General features: G+C 69.3%; 13 protein-coding genes and 1 pseudogene. 13 read left to right on the forward strand and 1 reads right to left on the reverse strand.

Translation table 11 applies throughout. The features are described from left to right. Nucleotides 1-232 precede the first annotated feature (232 nt). Nucleotides 233-535: pseudogene (locus tag SCI24_RS15510) on the forward strand (EamA family transporter); the annotation flags it as partial. Here the strand turns inward: SCI24_RS15510 and SCI24_RS15515 are convergent. After that, nucleotides 526-1,140: an arylesterase gene (locus SCI24_RS15515; RefSeq protein ID WP_318726247.1), complete on the reverse strand. Its 615-nt coding sequence runs from the start codon at nucleotides 1,138-1,140 to the stop codon at nucleotides 526-528. The pseudogene SCI24_RS15510 and the gene SCI24_RS15515 overlap by 10 nt on opposite strands. Nucleotides 1,141-1,237: 97 nt before the next feature. On the opposite strand from SCI24_RS15515, the gene SCI24_RS15520 reads away from it, so the two are divergent. From SCI24_RS15520 to SCI24_RS15575, 12 genes are all read left to right on the forward strand, one after another. Beyond that, nucleotides 1,238-1,954, forward strand: coding sequence for an ABC transporter ATP-binding protein (locus tag SCI24_RS15520; protein ID WP_318726235.1), 717 nt, complete (start codon nucleotides 1,238-1,240; stop codon nucleotides 1,952-1,954). Continuing rightward, nucleotides 1,951-4,545, forward strand: a complete 2,595-nt coding sequence (locus SCI24_RS15525; protein ID WP_318726236.1) for an ABC transporter permease — start codon at nucleotides 1,951-1,953, stop codon at nucleotides 4,543-4,545. The genes SCI24_RS15520 and SCI24_RS15525 overlap by 4 nt, the downstream gene beginning before the upstream one ends. 9 nt (nucleotides 4,546-4,554) lie before the next feature. After that, on the forward strand, nucleotides 4,555-5,982 hold the full coding sequence (locus SCI24_RS15530) for a polyphosphate kinase (RefSeq protein WP_318726237.1): 1,428 nt from the start codon (nucleotides 4,555-4,557) through the stop codon (nucleotides 5,980-5,982). A gap of 73 nt (nucleotides 5,983-6,055) precedes the next feature. Further along, the gene (locus SCI24_RS15535) at nucleotides 6,056-7,450 is read left to right on the forward strand and encodes a hypothetical protein (RefSeq protein ID WP_318726238.1); all 1,395 of its coding nucleotides are present in this window, start codon (nucleotides 6,056-6,058) and stop codon (nucleotides 7,448-7,450) included. A gap of 141 nt (nucleotides 7,451-7,591) precedes the next feature. Then, the gene (gene glyA, locus SCI24_RS15540; RefSeq protein ID WP_318726239.1) at nucleotides 7,592-8,857 is read left to right on the forward strand and encodes a serine hydroxymethyltransferase; all 1,266 of its coding nucleotides are present in this window, start codon (nucleotides 7,592-7,594) and stop codon (nucleotides 8,855-8,857) included. Nucleotides 8,858-9,058: 201 nt separating this feature from the next. After that, nucleotides 9,059-10,858: a type I secretion system permease/ATPase gene (locus SCI24_RS15545; RefSeq protein WP_318726240.1), complete on the forward strand. Its 1,800-nt coding sequence runs from the start codon at nucleotides 9,059-9,061 to the stop codon at nucleotides 10,856-10,858. A gap of 118 nt (nucleotides 10,859-10,976) precedes the next feature. Continuing rightward, complete coding sequence (locus tag SCI24_RS15550; protein WP_318726241.1) at nucleotides 10,977-12,227, forward strand: HlyD family type I secretion periplasmic adaptor subunit; 1,251 nt, start codon at nucleotides 10,977-10,979, stop codon at nucleotides 12,225-12,227. Nucleotides 12,228-12,534: 307 nt separating this feature from the next. Next, complete coding sequence (locus SCI24_RS15555) at nucleotides 12,535-15,999, forward strand: DUF5801 repeats-in-toxin domain-containing protein (protein WP_318726242.1); 3,465 nt, start codon at nucleotides 12,535-12,537, stop codon at nucleotides 15,997-15,999. 251 nt (nucleotides 16,000-16,250) lie between these two features. Continuing rightward, a complete protein-coding gene (locus tag SCI24_RS15560; protein WP_318726243.1) occupies nucleotides 16,251-17,165 on the forward strand; it encodes an HAD-IIB family hydrolase in 915 nt (304 codons plus the stop codon). Further along, entirely contained in the window at nucleotides 17,162-18,400 is a 1,239-nt protein-coding gene (locus SCI24_RS15565; RefSeq protein WP_318726244.1) for a glycosyl transferase, read from the forward strand. The genes SCI24_RS15560 and SCI24_RS15565 overlap by 4 nt, the downstream gene beginning before the upstream one ends. 78 nt (nucleotides 18,401-18,478) lie before the next feature. Further along, nucleotides 18,479-19,273 carry a FadR/GntR family transcriptional regulator gene (locus tag SCI24_RS15570; RefSeq protein WP_318726245.1) on the forward strand — a complete coding sequence of 265 codons (795 nt, stop codon included), beginning with the start codon at nucleotides 18,479-18,481 and terminating at the stop codon, nucleotides 19,271-19,273. Between the two features lie 71 nt (nucleotides 19,274-19,344). Beyond that, nucleotides 19,345-20,376 carry a TRAP transporter substrate-binding protein gene (locus SCI24_RS15575; RefSeq protein WP_318726246.1) on the forward strand — a complete coding sequence of 344 codons (1,032 nt, stop codon included), beginning with the start codon at nucleotides 19,345-19,347 and terminating at the stop codon, nucleotides 20,374-20,376. Nucleotides 20,377-20,594 lie beyond the last annotated feature (218 nt).

The raw sequence follows: 20,594 nt of genomic DNA on the forward strand, positions 1-20,594 counted from the left end.
AGGTAGTTCAGGATATGGTCCAGCCGGTCACAACTGAGCTCAGGATCCTTCCCTCCGAGTTCTGTCTCCTGCCCTTCAGGCGAACGGACAGGGAGCCAGTAGCGTAACTGCCAGCGGCTGATCGAGTGTCTGCTCCTGGTCAGGGCCAGGTAACCAAGGATCGACATGACCAGACCCGGCCCTGGCCTGCATGGCGCTGTCGGCCCCGCTGTGGGATTACGCTGGGCCGTGGCTGCTGCTGGCCGGGCCGGGCATGGCCTGGCACGGCTGGACGGCGCTGGGGGCCGGCATCTACGTGGGGCTGTTCGAGATGGGTATCGCCTTCGTGCTCTGGCAGCTGGCCGTGCACCGGGTCTCGCGCACGGCGAAGGTCTCCAACCTGATCTTCCTCTCGCCGCCGGTGTCGCTGCTGCTGCTCTTCCTGGTGGTGGGCGAGCCGATCCTGCCCTCCACGCTGGTGGGCCTGGTGCTGATCCTCGGTGGCCTGGCGCTGCAGCAGTGGCAGAAGACGCCCGCGCCGGTGGCTCAGTCCTGAGCGCTCTCCGCCACGACGGCCCCGTTGGCCTCCAGCAGCGGCGCGAGTCGTGGCCAGACGTTCTCCAGGATGCGCGGCTGGGCGGCTGCGGTGGGGTGGATGCCGTCTGACTGCATCAGCTCCTCCTCCAGGGCCACGCCCTCGAGCAGGAAGGGTACCAGCGGCAGCTCGTACTCCTCGGCCAGCCGCGTGTAGACCGCGGTGAAGGCGTCGCGGTAGGCGCGGCCGTAGTTCGGCGGGATGTCGATGCCCAGCAGCAGCACCTCGGCGCCCGATGCCTGGCTGGCCTCGACCATGGTGGCCATGTTGGCCTCGAACTGGCCCGGTGGCAGGCCGCGCAGGCCGTCGTTGCCGCCGAGTTCCAGCACAACGATATCGGGTTCATGCTGTCCGAGAAGGTCGGGCAGGCGGGCGGCGGCACCGCTGGAGGTCTCGCCGCTGATGCTGGCGTTGACCACCTGCGCCTTCCCGTCCAGGCGCGCCTGCAGCAGACTGACCCAGCCGGCCTGCTGCTCGATGCCGTAGGCGGCGCTCAGGCTGTCGCCCATCACCAGCAGCACCGGCCGAGTCGACGCCTGAGCCGCCCCGCCGGTGAGCAGTAGCATCGAAAATAGCAGCGCCAACCAGAACGCCGTGTGCCAGCGCCCCGCGAGCCGGCCGGGTGCATGCCGGCCCAACGCACCTACAGGGAAGCCCTTCGCCATGTCCATCTCCTCTCGAACGGATGCCTCGCCGATTCTACACGCCGACCGTCTCGCCAAGGAGGTGGAGAGCGGCGAACGGCGACTGAGCATTCTGAGTGACCTGTCGCTTGCGGTGTTCCCCGGGGAGAGCGTGGCGATCCTCGGCCAGAGCGGGGCCGGCAAATCGACCCTGCTGGGCCTGCTGGCGGGCCTGGATTCGCCCAGCGGGGGCGAACTGTCGCTGTTCGGCCAGTCGCTGCGCGCCCTCGACGAGGATGGCCGGGCCTCCCTGCGGGCGGGCCGGGTGGGGTTCGTGTTCCAGAACTTCCAGCTGCTGCCCACGCTGACGGCCCTGGAGAACGTGCTGCTGCCGCTGGAGCTGTCGCCGAGCCCCGGGGCCGAGGCCCGGGCCCGCGACTGGCTGACCCGCGTCGGCCTCGGTGAGCGCCTGGACCACCTGCCCAAGCAGCTCTCGGGGGGCGAGCAGCAGCGCGTGGCCCTGGCCCGGGCCTTCGTCACCGGCGCCGAGCTGGTGTTCGCCGACGAGCCCACCGGCAACCTGGATCCGGTCACCGGGGAGCGCATCATCGAGGCGCTGTTCTCGCTCAACCGCGAGGCCGGCACCACCCTGGTGCTGGTCACCCATGACCACGCCCTGGCGCGGCGCTGCGATCGCTGCCTGCGCCTGGAGGGCGGCCGGCTGGTCGAGATGGCCCGCGACGAGGTGATGGCATGAGCCGAACCGCCTGGCCGGCCCTGCTGCGCCTCTCGGCCCGGGGCCTGATCCGTGACCTGCGCGCCGCCGACGTGCGCGCCCTGGCGCTGGCGCTGGCGCTGGCGGTGGCCGCCTCGACCATGATCGGCTTCTTCCTCGATCGCCTGGATCGCGGCCTGACCCGCCAGGCGGGCCAGCTCGCGGGCGGCGACGTGGTGCTGGAACAGGGCCGGCCCTTCGACGAGGCGGTCCGGGGGGCCCTCGAGGAGGCCGGCCTGACGCTCTCCGACCAGGTCGACATGGTCTCCATGGTCAGCCGCGGCGACCGCTTCCAGCCGGCCAGCCTCAAGGTGGTCGATTCGGTCTATCCGCACTACGGCACGGCCCGGGTGGACCGCGGCAACGGTGTGGAGTCGCTGGCCCATGGCCCGCCGCCGGGCGAGGCCTGGGTGGCGCCGCGCCTCGCCCTGCTGATGGAGCTCGAGGTGGGGGACCGGGTGCGCCTGGGCGAGACCGAGCTCGAGGTCGGCGGGGTGATCGAGCGTGAGCCCGACCAGTCGGCGGGCTTCGGCAGCTTCAACCCGCGGCTGATGATGCACCATGACGATCTGGACGCCACCGGCCTGGTCCAGGAGGGCTCGCGGGTGGAGTTCGAGCTGCTGGCCGCCGGCAGCGCCGAGGCGGTGGCCCGCGTCGAGCCGCTGCTTGAGCGGCTGCGCCGCGAGGGGGTAGAGGTACGCGACGTGCGCCAGGACCGCCCGCAGCTGGGCAATGCCCTGGCGCGCGCCGAGAAGTACCTCGGCCTGGCGGGGCTCGCCGCCGTGCTGCTGGCCGGGGTCGCCGTGGCCATGTCCACCCGGCGCTACGTCGACCGCCACCTGGATACCGCGGCGCTGCTGCGCTGCTTCGGGGCCACCCAGCGCGAGCTGCTGCGGCTGTTCGTGCTGCAGCTGCTGTGGCTGGCGCTGGCGGCCTCGGCGCTGGGCGCCCTGCTGGGGCTGGCCGGGCAGGCGCTGCTGGTGCGGCTGCTGTCGACCTTCCTGCCGTTCAGCCTGCCGGCGCCCGGCATGCTGCCGCTATGGCTCGGCGTGTTCACCGCCCTGGCGGTGCTGGCCGGCTTCGCCGGGCCGACCCTGCTGCGCCTCAAGCGGGTCAGCGCCCTCAAGGTGCTGCGTCGCGAGCTGGACCCGCTGCCGCCCTCGGCCTGGCTGGTGGCGGGCGTGGCGGCATTGGTCTTCGGCGGGCTGCTGTGGCTCTACTCCGGCGATCCGGGGCTCGCCGCCGGCCTGCTGCTGGGCGGGCTGGTGATGCTGGTGGTGCTCTGGGGGCTCGGCGGCGTGCTGCTGGGGCTGGTGCTGAAGGGCACTGCCCGGCTGCCCCGCGGCCCGGCGGATGGCCTGGTCACGGCCGTGCGGCTGGGCGGCCAGCAGCTGGCGCGGCGCCGCCAGGCGAGTCTCGGCCAGCTGCTGGCCTTCTCGGTGACCTTCTTCGCGGTGGCGATGATCGCCCTTGTGCGCGGCGACCTGCTCACCACCTGGCAGGCCCAGCTGCCGGAGGACACCCCCAACCACTTCGCCATCAATATCCAGCCCCAGGAGCGCGATGCCTTCGCCTCGGCCCTGGCCGGGGCCGCGGATGCCCGCAGCGCCCTCTATCCGATGGTCCGCGGGCGTCTCACCGCCATCAACGACCAGGTCCCCCAGGAGGCCGTGCCCGCCGAGTCGCGAGGCGACAATGCCCTGCGGCGCGAGCTCAACCTGACCTGGCGCGAGACCCTGCCCGAGGGCAACCGGGTGGTGGCGGGGGAGTGGTTCGCCGACGGCCAGGACGGCGAGGCGGGCGGCTGGCTGGACGAGGTGGCCGCCGAGCCGCGCCCCGTGGCCAGCGAGGCGGCGGTGCCGATCTCCGTGGAGGACGGCCTGGCCGAGCGCCTGGGCCTCGCCCTGGGCGACCGCCTGACCTTCACCATCGGCAGCGACGAGGTGACCGGCGAGGTGGAAAGCCTGCGCAGCCTCGACTGGGAGAGCTTCCGCCCCAACTTCTTCGTGATCTTCCCGCCGGGGACCCTGGAGCGTTTCGGCCACAGCTACATCACCGCCTTCCACCTCGGCGACGACGACCGCGACCTGACGCGCCGCCTGGTGCAGGAGTTCCCGGGGGTCACCCTGCTCGACGTGGAGGCCATCCTCGACCAGGTGCGCGAGGTGCTGACCCAGGTCACCCGGGCGGTGGAGCTGGTGCTCGCCTTCGTGCTGCTGGCCGGCATCAGCGTGCTTTATGCGGCGCTGACTGCCAGCCTGCCGGTGCGCGCCCACGAGAGTGGCCTGCTGCGGGTGTTCGGGGCCAGCAACCGGCTGCTGTCGCGGATGCAGGCGGCGGAGTTCGCCGTGCTGGGGCTGGCCAGCGGGCTGATGGGCGCCCTGCTGGCGGAGCTGGCGGCCGCCGGGATCTACCTGGCCTGGTTCGACCTGGCCCCGCGGGTCCACTGGCTGCTGTGGCTGACCCTGCCGCCGGCCGGCGCGCTGCTGATCGGCCTGATCGGCCACCTGCTTTCCCGGGGCCTGCGCCGCCAGGCCCCGGCGGCCAGCCTCGGCTTGCTGGGCGAGGCCTGAGGCGCAGCCATGAAGACCGACACCCTGCGCGCCCGCCTGCTGGAGGCCCAGCTCGACCTCGTACGTCGCCGGGAGCGGGGGGTGATCCTGCTGCTCACCGGCCATGCCGTCACCCACAAGGGGCGGCTGGTCAACGAGCTCAACCACTGGCTCGAGAACCGCCACACCGAGGTGCATGCCCTGGGGCCCAGCAGCGAGGAGCGCGAGCGCCCCTATTGGTGGCGTTTCTGGCGGCGCGTCCCCGATCGCGGCCGCATCGGCATCTTCATCCATGGCTGGTACGGCGATGCGCTTTTCGCCCGCGCCGAACGGCGTCTCTCGCCGGGTGCCTTCCGCGACAGGCTGGCGGAGATCCGCGCCTTCGAGGCCGAACTGGCCGCCGAGGGCGTGGTGCTGCTCAAGCTGTGGATGGACATCGACCGTGCCGCGCAGCGCCGTCACCTCCAGGCGCTGCAGGCGGACCCGGCCCGTGCCTGGCAGCTGAGCGCCACCGACTGGCAGCGCCACCTGCAGCATGCCGCCATCGCCGCCCTGGGCCGCGAGATGCGCGATGCCACTGCGGCCGACCATGCCCCCTGGCGGCGGCTCGCCTTCCGCGACTCCGCCACGCAGCTCCACCGGGTGGGGGCCCTGCTGCACCAGACCCTGGTCGCGCCGCCCGCTTGCCCCGCCGAGGTGCCGGAGGGCGTGCCCGGCGAGGTAGCGGCGGCGCCCTCGATACGCCGTGCCGAGCCCCGGACGGAGGCCCCGCTGAAGAAGGCGAGCTATGCCGAACGGCTCGCCGAGGCCCAGGGCCGCCTGGCCATCAACGCCCGGGAGGTGGCCCGCCGGCGCATCCCGGTGGTACTGGCCTTCGAGGGACTTGACGCGGCGGGGAAGGGGGGCAGCATCCACCGGGTCACCGCGGCACTGGATGCTCGCCAGTATCGGGTCCACCGCATCTCTGCGCCCAGCGACGAGGAGCTGGCGCTGCCCTGGGCCTGGCGCTTCTGGCGCCGCCTGCCGGCCGACGGGCGCATCGCCCTCTTCGATCGCAGCTGGTACGGCAGGGTGCTGGTGGAGCGGGTCGAGGGGCTGGCCCCCGAGGCGGCCTGGCGGCGCGCCTATGCGGAGATCCGCGAGTTCGAGCGCCAGCTGCTGGCCCATGGCGCCGTGCTCGGCAAGCTGTTCCTGGCCATCAGCCAGGAAGAGCAGCTGCGCCGCTTCGAGGCCCGCGCCGCCACCCCCCACAAGCGCCACAAGCTCACTGACGAGGACTGGCGCAACCGCGAGCGCTGGAAGGACTACGAGCGGGCCATCGACGAGATGTTCACCCGCACCCAGGCACCGGGCGCCGAGTGGGCGCTGATCGCCTGCGATGACAAGCGCCGGGCGCGCCTCGCCGTGCTCGAGGAGGTCAATCGTCGGCTGGAGATGCGCCTGGCCTCGCCGCACTGAGTCTGGCCTGCCGCGACGCGATGACGCTAGACTGCTGACCAGTTCCCGCCACGCCCACACCGGAGGTGCGCCCATGCGCCCGATGCCCTGGAAGGCCATCCTTGCCGCCCTGACGCTGTCTGTCTCCCTGCCGGCCCTTGCCGAGCCTGGCCCGGCCGAGCGCCTGGAGGCCGACCTGCGGGCGCTGTTCGCCAGCGAAGGGCGCCTCGAGATCGGCGAGGTCTCGGAGGCGATGATTCGCGACCGCGTCACCGCGCGGGAGCTGCACTTCGTCGGCCCCGAGGGGCAGCAGCTGTGGCTCGACCGCTACGTGGTCAGCGGCGACTACGACAGCCCCGACGAGGTGCGCCTCGAGGGCATCCGCCTGGAGACCCCCGGCCGCGAACGGACGCAGCTGAGCGCGAAGACCCTGGTCCTCGATGCCCCCTCCCGGGCGGTGCTGCCCCTCCACGAGGAGCGCTGGCCGGAGGACCTGCGGATCGCCGGGCTCGAGGTCGAGGCGCTGGCCGCCGAGTTCGCCGGCCAGGACCTGGGCGAGGGGTTCGGCGAGGGGCGCGGGCGGTTCAGCGTCGAGCGGCTGCAGGCCACCGGCCTTTCCCGCGAGGCCATCGAGAGCCTGGAACTCAGCGGGCTGGAGGGAGAGGCCGAGGGGGATGGCGAGCTTGGCGGCGGCACCTTCTCCCTGGCGTTCGCCCGGGTCGAGGGGCTGCGCGGCCTGCAGGGCGAGGAGGAGGAGCGGGAACTCGACCGCCTCGAGCTGCGTGACCTGGCCATCGACTCCGACCGGCTGGTGGCGACCCTGGCGGGGTTCGAGGTCGATGGCGACCTGCAGGACGGCGAGGGTGGCATGCGCCTCGAGGCGCTGGAGCTCGACCTGGCCCGCATGATCGCCCTGGCCCCCGAGGAGGAGCGCACCCGGCTGCGCATGGCCAGCAACGTGCTGACCGGGGGTAGCGGAACGCTGCGCCTCGATGCGGTCTCCACCGGGCGCTGGGAGTCGGAAGGCGACGCCACCCGTCTGCTCGGCGAGTTGGACGTTACCGCCGAGGAGGCCTTCGGCTGGGTGCTGGATGCCGACCTGCCGGTGCGCCTGCCCGAGGGGGTGGCGCCGGCCGCCTTCCTGACCGAGATGGAGAGCCTGGAGGGGGTGACCCTGCTGGGCGGGCGCGTCGACGCGACCCTCTCGGACCTGGGGCTCTTCGGTCGGCTGCCGGTGATCATGGCGGCCAGCCAGGGCATCAGCGAGGCGGTCTTCCTGGAGCAGGCGCGTACCCAGGCGCAGGGCTTCGGCATGATGCTCGGCCCCGAGGTCGAGGCCATCCTCACCGGCCTGGTGGCGATGATGGCGGGCGAGGCGCGCGAGCTCTCCCTCCAGCTGACCCTGCCCGCCGACAGTGAACTCGAGGCGCTCTCTGCCGATCCCCTGGCGCTGCCCGAGCGGCTCGAGATGCGAGTGGAGAGCCGCTGAGGCGATCGGCGTGCGGGGGGTATCGCCCGTGCCCATGAGGGAGCCGGCGGTTGCCCATGACCGCCTTTCATGTGAAAGCCGCCGGGGGCTGGGGTATCATGTGCCCCCTTAGATTCCCCCGTTTTGCGAGGTTGCCCGCCGATGTTCAGCCGTGACATGCAGATTGCCGGTTTCGATGACGCCCTGTTCGATGCGATGCAGAAGGAGGTCGCACGCCAGGAAGCGCACATCGAGCTGATCGCCTCCGAGAACTACGCAAGCCCGAGGGTGATGGAGGCCCAGGGCAGCCAGCTGACCAACAAGTACGCGGAAGGCTACCCCGGCAAGCGCTACTACGGCGGCTGCGAGTTCGTGGACATCGTCGAGCAGCTCGCCATCGACTACGCCAAGGAGCTGTTCGGCGCGAGCTATGCCAACGTCCAGCCTCATTCTGGCTCCCAGGCCAACGGCGCGGTCTTCCAGGCGCTGGTCAAGCCGGGCGACACCATCCTCGGCATGAGCCTCGATGCCGGCGGCCACCTGACCCACGGTGCCAAGCCCAACTTCTCCGGCAAGCACTACCATGCCGTGCAGTATGGCCTGGGCGAGGGCGGCCTGATCGACTACGACGAGGTGGCGGCCCTGGCCCGCGAGCACCGGCCCAGGATGATCATCGCCGGCTTCTCCGCCTACTCCCAGGTCATCGACTGGGCGAAGTTCCGCGAGATCGCCGACGAGGTGGGCGCCTACCTGCTGGTCGACATGGCCCACGTGGCGGGCCTGGTGGCCGCCGGTGTCTACCCGACCCCGCTGCCCCATGCCCACGTGGTCACCACCACCACCCACAAGACCCTGCGCGGCCCGCGTGGCGGCCTGATCCTCTCCGCCGAGGGCGACGAGGCCATCGAGAAGAAGCTGCAGTCCGCGGTCTTCCCGGGCGGGCAGGGCGGCCCGCTGGAGCACGTCATCGCCGCCAAGGCGATCTGCTTCAAGGAGGCCATGGAGCCCGAGTTCAAGACCTACCAGCAGCAGGTGGTGAAGAACGCCCAGACCATGGCCGGCGTGTTCATCGAGCGCGGCTTCGAGGTGGTCTCCGGCGGCACCGAGGACCACCTCTTCCTGCTCTCGCTGATCAAGCAGGGCCTGACCGGCAAGGACGCGGACGCCGCCCTGGGCCGCGCCCACATCACGGTCAACAAGAACGCCGTGCCCGGCGACCCCCAGAGCCCCTTCGTCACCTCGGGCCTGCGCATCGGCACCCCGGCGGTGACCACCCGCGGCTTCGGCGAGGCGGAGTGCCAGGAACTCGCCGGCTGGATCTGCGACATCCTCGACGTCATGGCGGCGGGGGACGACACCGCCGCCATCGAGGCCGAGGTCAAGGCCAAGGTCGAGGCCGTCTGCACCCGCCTGCCGGTCTATCGCTGAGCCTGTCCGGCGTCTGACAGTCGCCAGTAGGACTTTGCTAGCTACCGCCCCGCACCGAGACCTACGGTGCGGGGCGGATTGTTTTCTGCATCTTTTCAGCCGCTCCATGCCACGGGCCATTGCTAACTTAAATCCTAGAGCCCTTCTAGTCCTCGTCTTTGATACCGACCCCCTACCTCGGGCTCTACAGGATGGATTCCGATGGCCAGCAAACGGGATACGACGGATCTGCAGCGCGCCTTAGGCGCCTGTCGAGGGGGGTTTGCGTCGGTGGGGTTCTTCAGCCTCTTCGTGAACCTGCTGATGCTGGTGCCCGCCATCTACATGCTGCAGGTCTACGATCGGGTGCTCTCGACGCGGAGCACCGAGACGCTGCTGATGCTCACCCTGGTAGTGGTCTTCCTGTTCGCCATCATGGGGCTGCTCGAACTGGTGCGCTCGCGGATGCTGGTGCGCATCGGCAATCGCCTCGACCTGTTGCTCAATGAGCGCATCTATCGGTCGATGTTTCGCCGCAGCCTCCTCAGCGAGGGGAGCCCGTCGTCCCAGCCGATCGATGATCTCTCCACCCTGCGCCAGTTCCTGGCCGGCAATGGCCTGCTGGCCTTCTTCGATGCCCCCTGGGTGCCGGTCTACCTGGCGGTGCTGTTCCTCTTTCACCCCTGGCTAGGGATCTTCGCCACCACCGCGGGCCTGGTCCTGCTGGCGTTGGCTCTGGTGGGTGAGAAGATCACCAAGCCCCTGTTTGCCGAGGCCAACGCGGAACAGATCAAGGCCCGTGAACTGGCGGCGTCCAACTTGCGCAACGCCGAGGTGTTGCATGCCATGGGCATGCTGCCGGGCATCATGGGGCGCTGGTCGCGTCGGCGTCATCATTTCCTGGCGGAGCAATCCCGGGCCAACGATCGTGGCGAGGCCCTGAGCAGTGTGTCCCGGGTGCTGCGCCTGCTGGCCCAGTCGTTGATCCTGGGGCTGGGGGCCTGGCTGGTGCTGCGCGCCGAGATAACGCCGGGCATGTTGATCGCCGGGGCCATCATCATGGGCCGTGCGCTGGCGCCCATCGATCGCCTGATCGGTACCTGGAAGGGCTTCGTCTCCGCCCGCGGAGCCTATGGCCGTCTCGATGAGCTGTTGACGAAGATCCCCGTGGAGGAAAACGGCATGTCGCTGCCGCCGCCGCAGGGAGAAGTTCGGGTCGAGGACGTGGCTGCGGCTCCTCCCGGAGGGCAGGTGCCGACCCTGCGCGGCATCCAACTGGCGGTGCCGGCCGGCGAGCATGTCGGCATCATCGGGCCCAGCGCCGCGGGAAAATCGACGCTGGCCCGGGTCCTGCTGGGCATCTGGCCGCCGCTGTCCGGCACCGCACGCCTCGATGGAGCCGATATTACCCGCTGGAATCGCGAGGAGGTCGGTCCCTACATCGGCTACCTGCCCCAGGATATCGAACTCTTCGAGGGCACCATCGCCGAGAACATCGCCCGCTTCGGCGAGGTGGACTCCGACAAGGTGGTGGTGGCGGCGCGCAAGGCGGGCGTGCACGAGATGGTGCTGGCGATGCCGGGGGGCTATGACACGCCCATCGGGGCCGGTGGAAGCGGGCTCTCCGGCGGCCAGCGCCAGCGCATCGCCCTGGCGCGGGCGCTCTACGGCGATCCCGTGCTGGTGGTGCTCGACGAGCCCAACGCCAGCCTCGACGACCGCGGGGAACATGCCCTGCGGGCCGCCATGGTCGCCCTCAAGCGCGAGGGCGTGACCCTGTTCGTGATCAGCCATCGGGTCAGCGTGCTGAAGGGCATGGACACCCTGCTGTTAATGCGTGAAGGCCAGATCCAGATGAGTGGCCCTCGTGACGAGGTGATGGCGCAACTGGCCGCCCAGTCGGCCCCCCGCCGGTCCACCGGCCAGGCGGCCAGGGGCAGGATGGTCGCAGTGGCGGGTGGCCAACCCGGCATGGGGAACGACGCGACGGGGGGGCAGCGTGATGCAGCAGACGAACAATAGTGATGAGAGAACCCGTTCCCTCTCGCTCCCGGATCGATCCCAGGCCTCCGGGCCCTCTGTGCTGGAGGGGGAATATCACGTGGTGCCCGACAACCATCGACCCTATCGGTGGCTCGGCATGCTCGTACTGGTTCTGGCGCTGGGCGGCTTCGGTGGCTGGGCCGTCACCGCCAACCTGGCGGTGGCCGTGGTGGCGCCCGGTCATGTGACCGTGGAGAGCTTCCGACGCTCGGTGCAGCACTTCGAGGGCGGGATCGTCCGCGACATCCTGGTCGCCGACGGCGATCGGGTCGAGGCGGGGCAACCCCTGGTGATGCTCGACGACACTCGGGTGCGCACCCGGCTCCAGATGGCGCGCACCCAGTATCTGGACGGGCGGGCCACCGCCCTGCGGCTGCTGGCCGAGCAGCGGGGCGATGAAGCCCTCCGATTTCCCGAGGAGCTGACCCATAGCGACCTGCCGAGGGTGCAGGAGGTACTCGCCGTTCAGCAGGCGTTGTTCACCGCGCGGCGACAATCCCAGCGGGGCACCCTGGAGGCACTGGACGAGCAGGCCGCCCAACTGCAGCGCCAGGTCGAGGGGCTCGAGGAGATGGTCCAGATCGGGGAGCGGCACGCCGCGTCGCTGCGCACCGAGGTGGCCGACCTGCGTCAGCTGTTCAGCAAGAGGATGGTCGGCAATCAGCGCCTGCGCGAGGTGGAGCGCGACCTGCTGGAGCTCTCCAGCGAAATCGCCAGCCACCGGGCCGAGATTGCCCGGCTGGGATCCCGGATCAGCGAGAGCCGCGTGCAGCGCGAGATCACGGTGCAGGAGTATCAAGGCGAGATCGGCGAGCGGTTACGCGAGGCACAGACTCGGGCCACCGAGGCCGAGGAGCAGATCGTCGACCTCATGGACCAGGTGGGGCGCACCACGGTCGCGGCGCCGGTGGCGGGAGTGGTCGTGGAGCGCCGGGTGCACTCGGTGGGGGATGTGGTGCGCGCCGGCGATCCGCTGATGGATATCGTCCCCGTCAACGACAGCTTCCTGGTCGAGGCTCGGGTGCCGGACCGCGACGTCAACCAGCTCTACGTCGGTCAGCCCGCCGAGATCCGCTTCTCCGCCTTCAACCAGCGCTCGACCCAGGTCATTGCGGCGCGGGTGGTCTTCGTCAGTGCCGACAGCCAGGTGGACGAGGCCACGGGCGTGCGGTTCTACCGGGTGCGGCTGGAGGTCACCGACAAGGGGCGAAAGGACATGACCGAACAGATGCAACTGCTGTCCGGCATGCCGGCAGAGGCGATGATCCGCACCGGCGAACGGACCTTCGCCAGCTACATCACCAAGCCGATCACCGACATGCTGGCCCGGGCCATCCGGGAGGAATGAGTGACCACCGCGAATGGGTCGATGGCCACCACGGGAGGGGTAGCGGACCAGGGAGTGGGTTAGAACAAAGACATCAATCGAATCCGCAGGGATCTATAACGTCCAGGGACCGGGTAAGCGTGGAGGTGGGTCATGGCAGAACATGATGAAAGTATCGTCGCGGATTGGAAAGCGCAGAGGACGGCGTTGTCCGGTTCCGACCCCGTTTTCGACGTCACTGAGCCCGAGAGTCTCTCCTGCAAGAAGGGCCTGAGTCATGGAGAGTCAACATCGTTTTCATCCATCTGGTCCTTGGAGGAACCTGGCCATGTCTGAGTCACTTGTGAACATTACCGGCACTGACGTCACACATGATGAAACTGCCGGATTGCAGAACGGCGTCGCGACACCGACGCCTGTGGGCGATGCCGACGACGACGATGTCCTGTTCTCGTCCATCCCCCTGGATTTCTCCTCCCGGCTGACGGCGCTGTACGCGCCCGACGAGCCCCCAACGGCGCTCGGGGCGGCCATGAGCGATGGCGATGTGGTCACCTTCAACCCGACTGGAGAACTCGGCAACGTCGCACTGACCGGCGCGAACGGTGACCCCCTTGACGGAGACGACAGCGGGCTCGTGACGACGGACGGTGGTGAGGCCATTCTTCTTTATACTGACACGGACAATGACAACATCGTTCTCGGCAAGACGGCGAGCGGAACGCTCGTCTTCGCCATCTATCTCGAGGAGACCGGCGGCACCCCGCCGACCGGCGGCAAGCTCTGGACCGTCCAGTACGAGGCGATCGATCACGGCAACGACGGCAACGACCACGACAGCGCCGTCGATCTGACCGGCCTGGTCCACGTCACCGCCTTCGAGGCGCAGACCTTCTCCTTCGAAAACGCGCCGTCGGGCAACAACCTCTTCATGGCGTTCGGCAATGCCTCGCAGGCGCTGGTGATCACGGGGGAGAACCCGGCCAATGAATCCGAGGGCGAGAACGTCTCGAGCGGCAGCACCGTCAACAGCAGCCAAGGCGGCGGAACCACGACGCTCGGCATCGACGGTCAGCAGATCAAGGCGCAGCAGGCCATCGTCGTCACCTTCGTTTCAGGCGCCGAGCCGGATTATCTCGCCGGCCCCGGCGCCGGAAATGATCCCGGACAGCCCCTCAGCCCGACCGAGGCTCTGGACGAAGCCAACATCCAGTTCAGCGGCTATGTCCTCGCCCAGGCGGCCGAGTTCACCATCTCGCAGATGACGCCGGGCAAGAGCAACACCACCACCAGCCTGGAGATCCACGCCTACCTGACCGCCGATGGCAGCGGCAACGACTATATCGACAGCAACCTGCTCGTGCAGGGCGACTTGGCCATCAACATCACCACCGATTCGGTGGAGGTCCTCCGCGGCGGCGTCGACGTCGTGGGCACCCTGGGAGTCTCCGTCGACTACGATGGCGACGGGGTGGTCGTCACGGGCGTGCAGAACGGCGACGTCGTCCGGTACGAGACCGACGCCGACCACAACCGCGTGCTGATCCGCAACGACCAGCCGGAGAAGGGCGCGGGCAGCAACGTCGCCTTCGACCTCGGCGGTTTCACCCTCACCGAAGTCGCCGGTGATACCGACGAGGTCGGCTCCAAGATCTTCTTCGAGGACGACGGGCCTTCTGCGTCCGCCAACGCCACGGTGCTGCTTGACGACGATGCGCTGGCGGGCGGCAATCCGGGTGGCGTGGGCGACGATGCCGACGCGGCCAACACCTCCGGCACGCTGGGGCACAGCTTCGGCGCCGACGGCGCGGGCAGCATCGAATGGCTGACCACCGGTGCGCCGGCGGGCTTCAGCTACGCGCTGAACGGCACCGACCTGGAGATCTCGCAGAACGGCGAAGTGAAGCTGACGCTCACCGTGAACGCCACCACCGGCGCCTACACGGTGACGCAGAACAACCCGATCGAGCACGTCGCCGGGAATGACGAGAACAACCAGGCGTTCACGGTGGCCTACCGGGTGACCGATGGCGACGACGACTATGTCGACGGCTCGATTGCCATCGACGTCGATGACGACACCCCGACGGTGGACGTCACGCTCACCGGGGCAGCGGCGCCGAGCCTGACCACCCAGGATGCCGAGACCATCGGCGCAGCCTTCGATACGGCCAGCGGGGACTTCTCGGGCCTGTTCGGGCTGACCCAGGACGAGGGGGCGGATGACGACGGCACCCCGGCGGCCCTGAGCTACAGCCTGTCGATCGGTGCCGGCCTGGCCGCCACCGGGCTGACCAGCGACGGCAATGACATCACCCTGGCGATGGACGGTGACGACATCGTCGGCCAGACCACGGTGGATGCGGTGGTGACGGATATCTTCCGCATCAGCGTGGACAACACGGCCGACAACGAGGGTGAGGTCACCCTGACCCAGTACGCCGAGATCGACCACCTGCCCGAGGACGTCGATGGGGTCAACGACAACGCCAACCTGGGCCTGGCGGACGGCAGTATCCTGCTGAAGGCCTCGGCCACCATCGTGGACGGGGATAACGACAGCGCCAGTGATGACGAGACGGTCGACATCAGCGACAGCTTCAGCTTCGACGACGACACTCCAGTGGTGACGGTCGAAGACGCTTCCGGAACCTACCAGGCGGGCGCCGAAGGCGACTGGTCCGACCTGCCCGGCGCCGACAAGTTCAAGGCGATGAGCGTGACGCTGGACAGCTACACGATTGGCACGGCCGGCACGCCGATCTTCAACGAGTTCGACCCCGACCCGAACATCTCGCTCGGCACGGTGACGGAGCCTGACGAATACGGAAACTACGTCTTCAATGGGTCCATCACGGCCGACTTCACCGACGACGGCGAGGTCAACGAACAGATGGTGGCATTCACGCTGACGTTCGATCCCGATGACGACACCTACAGGATCGACGTCGACAAACTGCCCACCTCGACCAAGACCTTCGATACCTCGCAGGGCACCCTGAAGGCCGGTGGGCCGGATGCAGTGAGGACCCTGCTGTTCGGAGGGGAGCCGCCGACCGAAGATGGTAATGACGACATCGTGTTCTTTGGCGCGGTGCCGACGGCAGTCCGGTCGGATCCCGTTGATGATGATGCCTACGACAGCATCCTTGATCTGGTCGTCCGCGGCGAGCCCGACCTGACGGAGGGACAGATCGAGGCGCTGCTGCCGCTACCCGGCCTGGTCAACTCGGGGACGCAGATGAACGTCTCGACCGCCGGCATCGGCATCAACAACAACAACCTCGATGGCGCCGATGAGGGGGCGGGTACCGGGGCGTTCGTGGGAACATCGATCACCTTGGGCGACGAGAGCTTCGTCGTCAATCCGGAGACGCTTGTCGACAGCGTGACGGTCTACATCTCGAGCACGGTGCAGGGCTACGATCCGGCGACGGAGGATCTGTACTATACCGTCTATTACGCGGATGGAAGCGTTGACGCGCCGGAGAAGGTCACGGAAGGAGACCTGACCCGCTACGCCAACAACGCCACGGACGTGCCGAAGGAGGCAAGGGGCGGCAGCTCGTTCACCATCGAGGGCGGCGACAAGCAGATCGACGCGGTCCAGCTCACCATGGGGCAAGGAACCGTGAAGATCCCGATCATCGCCTTCACCGTCGAGGAGGTTTTCGAGCCTGAGGCGCTGAAAATGGACTTCACTGCCGAGCTCTTCGACGGCGACGACGACAGCGCCATGGATACGTTCTCCGTGGACTTCGGCCCCGCGGGGGAGGAGTTCCCGTTGGTGTAGTGGGCTGAGCCCTGGACCGTTGAGGGGCAACACAGGATCGGGCCGACCCGCCTCGCGCGGGCCGGCCCGCTTTTTTCTGAACGAGGTCGTCACGCACCGTTATGGAGCGATTTCACGCTCGCTTCTGGTGCGGCGGTCTGGTGGCTGGCCGCGGTCTGCGCTTATGCCCTCGGGACGAGGCGCGTTCGCCGCGCCATGGCACGCCCCCTGCATGAGGCATGGCGAGTCCACGACCCGGAGCCTGAGACGCCATGCCCTCGATACCCGCCTCGCCGCCTGATCCCGCCCGGCGCCCGCGCCTGCTCTTCACCGACCTGGACGGCTCGCTGCTCGACCACCACGGCTACGACTGGTCGCCGGCCCGTGACTGGCTGGCCCGTCTGAAGACGCTCGGGGTGCCGGTGATCCCGGTGACCAGCAAGACCCGCAGCGAGGTCGTGCCGCTGCGTAGAGAACTCGGCATCGAGGACGCCCCCTTCATCGCCGAGAACGGCGCCCTGGCCGGGCTGCCGCCGGCCTGGTGCCATGCCCGGCTGGATCGCGGCGCTGCCGCCGATGGCCTGGTGATCAGGACCCTGGGGGTCGACATCGGCCTCATCCGCCAGCGCCTCTCGGTCTGGCGGGCGCGGCTGGGGGTACGCTTCACCACCATGAGCGAGATGCCCCTCGAGGACCTGGTGGCCTTCACCGGCCTGTCGGAGCCACAGGCCCGCCTGGCGCGGCTGCGCGAGGGCAGCGAGCCGCTGCTCTGGGAGGACTCGGAGGACGGCCTGGCGCGTTTCCGGGAGGGCCTCGAGGGCGACGGCCTGCGCCTGGTGCGCGGCGGGCGCTTCTGGCACGTCACCGGGGACTGCCACAAGGGCAGCGCCGTCGCCTGGCTGATCGAGCGCTTCCAGGCGCTGCGTGGCCAGCGGCCGCTGACCCTCGGGCTAGGCGATGGCCCCAACGATATTCCCCTGCTCGAGACGGTGGACCAGGCGGTGGTGATCCGCGGCTGCCATGGCCTGGCGGTGTCGCCGAGGCAGCCGGCGCTCTATCGCAGCAAGGCCACCGGTCCCGCCGGTTGGGCCGAGGGGGTGGCCCACTGGTGGGGGCGAGCCGACCGCCGGCCAGCGCCGGCGGTGAGCCACGGCCGCAGCGACGGGGCGGGGAGGGCGACGGCATGAGCGACTTCCACCAGAACGGCATCATCACCGACTTCCACAACCTGACCCGCCGGCCGCTGGCGGCCCTCGAGGAGGAGCTGGTTGCCTTCTCCGCCCGTCGCCCCATGAGCCTGATCCTGCCGTCGCTCTACGCCGAGCTGGAGGGGCCGGCGCTGGCCCATATCGTCGAGGAACTCCGTCGGGTGCCCTACCTCGCCGAGGTGGTGATCGGGCTCGATCGCGCCGACCGCGACCAGTTCCTGCATGCCCGGGCGTTCTTCGATCGCCTGCCCCAGCACCACCGCATCCTGTGGAACGACGGCCCCCGGCTGCGGGCGCTGGATGCCGAGCTCGAGGCCCAGGGCCTGGCGCCCCAGCAGCCCGGCAAGGGGCGCAACGTCTGGTACTGCGCCGGCTACGTCCAGGCCTCCGGCCGCGGCCGGGTGGTGGCGCTGCACGACTGCGATATCCTCACCTACGACCGCGGCCTGCTGGCGCGGCTCTTCTATCCGGTGGCCCATCCCCACTTCCACTACGAGTTCTGCAAGGGCTACTACCCGCGTATCGCCGAGGGCCGGCTCAACGGCCGGGTCTCGCGGCTGATGGTCACCCCGCTGCTGCGGGCGCTCAAGCAGATGCATGGCCCGCTGCCCTACCTGGAGTACCTGGACAGCTACCGCTATGCGCTCTCCGGCGAGTTCTCAATGCGCAGCGAGGTGCTCGACGGCATCCGCATCCCCGCCGACTGGGGGCTGGAGATCGGCGTGCTCTCCGAGGTGCACCGCAACTACTCCACCAAGCGGCTCTGCCAGGTGGACCTGGCCGATGCCTACGACCACAAGCACCAGCCGGTCTCCGCCGAGGACGCCTCCGGCGGGCTCAACCGCATGAGCCTGGACATCGCCAAGGCGCTCTACCGCAAGCTTGCCACCCAGGGCGTGACCTTCAGCGCCGAGGGCTTTCGCACCCTCAAGGCGACCTACTATCGCCTGGCGCTGGACCTGATCGAGGCCTATGACCACGATGCCGTGATGAACGGCCTGCGCCTCGACCGCCACGCCGAGGAGCAGGCGGTGGAGCTGTTCGCCGCCAACCTGCTCGAGGCCGGCAGCGCCTTTCTCGACAATCCCGGCGAGCGGCCCTTCATCCCCAGCTGGAACCGGGTGCGGGCGGCGATCCCCGACCTGCCCGAACGCCTGGTCCAGGCGGTGGAGCATGACAACGCCGCCGTGGAGCCGTCTGTGACCAAAGTCTAAAGGCACGGCCGCAGCATCTGGGTGACCCTATGTCCGACATAGCTTGCATCAAGTCGTACAGGAGCCGCCGAGAGCCCCATGCCATCGCGCCAGCCCCCGCCCGGGCGCACGCCCGCCCACAAGCCCGATATCGCCGAGGACCTGGCCCGGGCGATCTTCGCCGGCGAGCATGCGCCGGGCCGCTTCCTGCCCCGGGAGCTGGACCTCTGTGAGCGCTACGGCGTCAGCCGCAGCACGGTGCGCAGTGCCCTGCAGCAGCTGGTCTCGGCAGGCATGCTGACGCGCATCTCGGGGCAGGGCAGCCGGGTGCGCGAGCTCACCGACTGGCACCTGCTGGATCCTCGGGTCAGCGACTGGATGGCCCGCTTCGCCCAGCCCAACCCGCGCATCCAGCGCGACATCTTCGCTTTCCGCGTGGCCGTCGAGCCCTTCATGGCGCGCCTTGCCGCGCAGCACGCCACCGCCGCCGACCTGCTGGCCATCGAGACCGCCTGGCGCAACATGATCCGCGCCCTGGAGGCGCCCGATCGCCGCTGCGAGGGGCGCAGCCACGACGAGCACGACGTGGCCTTCCACGAGGCGATCTTCGCGGCCACCCACAACCTGCTGTGGGCCCAGCTCAGCCACATGCTCAAGCCGGCCATCGGCCTGCTGGTGGAGACCTCCAACCACAGCGCGGCCGAGCTGAGCGACAGCATGGAGCGCCACCGCCGGCTGATGGAGGCGATTCGCCTGCGCCAGCCGGATGCGGCCGAGCAGGCGGCGCTCTCGGTGCTCGAGCGCACCGGGCTGGACCTGGGGTTCGAGAGCCTGTTCGACCATCCTCCGCCACGCCTGCGCCTGCCGGGCGCAGACGTTCCCGAACCGGGCTGACCGGTTCGCCTCGCACCCGGTGTCCCGCACCGACAACAACAACCCTCATGCGCTGAAGAAGGAAACGCACCATGTATCAGACCACGCCACGCTCCTTTGCCCTCAAGGGCCTGACCGCCGCCGTGCTCGGCGCGCTGGCCTTCTCCGCCCAGGCCGCCGAGTACGAGTGGACCTTCCAGACCTCCGAGACCTCCGGCGAGCCGCAGTTCGAGCTCAAGAAGGCCTGGGCCGAGAACGTCAACACCATGTCCGACGGACGCATCGAGATCGAGATCCTGCCGGTCAATGCGGTGGTCCAGGCCAACCAGACCCTGGATGCCGTGCAGTCCGGCATCCTCCAGGGCCACCTCACCGACCCCAGCTACTTCTCCGGCCGCGACCCGGCCTTCGGCATGCTCGGCAACCTGGTGGGCGCCTGGGGCGACCCGCTGGAGTTCCTGGAGTACATGAACCACGGCGGTGGCGAGGCGCTCTACAACGAGCTGGTCAACCCGTACGGCGTGCAGCTGATCGGCGCCGCCGCCACCGGCCTGGAGTCCTTCCCCTCCAAGCGACCGATCCGCACCGTGGAGGACCTCGAGGGGCTCAAGGTCCGCGCCCCGGAGGGCATGGTCTACAACATCTTCGAGAAGGCCGGTGCCGCGCCGGTGAACCTGCCGGGCTCCGAGGTCTACACCTCGCTGGAGAAGGGGGTGATCGACGCCGCCGACTACACGGTGTTCTCCACCAACCACAGCCAGGGCCTGCACAGCTTCGCCAACTACCCCAACTACCCGGGCTTCCACTCGCTGCCCATGGTTTCCGTATCGCTCAACAAGGAGATCTGGGACGGCCTGCCGGAGGACCTGAAGGCGATACTGGAGACCTCGGTGGACCGGCTCGCCTACGAGATGGTCTTCGAGCTCAAGAAGCTGGACCTCGAGGCGGTGGCCGAGGCGCGCCAGGACCCGGAGATCGAGCTGATCGACATGGCGCCCGAGGAGCGCGCCAAGTTCCGCAACATCGCCAAGGAGGAGTGGTCGGCCTGGGCCGAGCGCAGCGAGATGAACCAGAAGATCTACGACTCCGTGGTCGAGTTCCTCCAGGCCCGCAACCTGATGTAAGCCGGCCCACACCCACCTTCTGGCAAGCCGACCATCGTCCGGGCCCCGCCCGGACGATGCGTGAAGAGACCCGTCATGACCCAACCTTCCCCCGACAACCGCGACCCGGCCGAGCTGGTCGAGCAGGTCGAGGAACTCGGTCCCGAACGCACCGCCCTGGACCGCCTGGTGGCCCGGGGCGCCCGCGGCGCCGCCTGGCTGGTGCTGATCGCCATGGG

This window comes from Halomonas sp. (assembly GCF_033549285.1).
In the GTDB taxonomy this organism is placed as follows: Bacteria; Pseudomonadota; Gammaproteobacteria; order Pseudomonadales; family Halomonadaceae; genus Halomonas.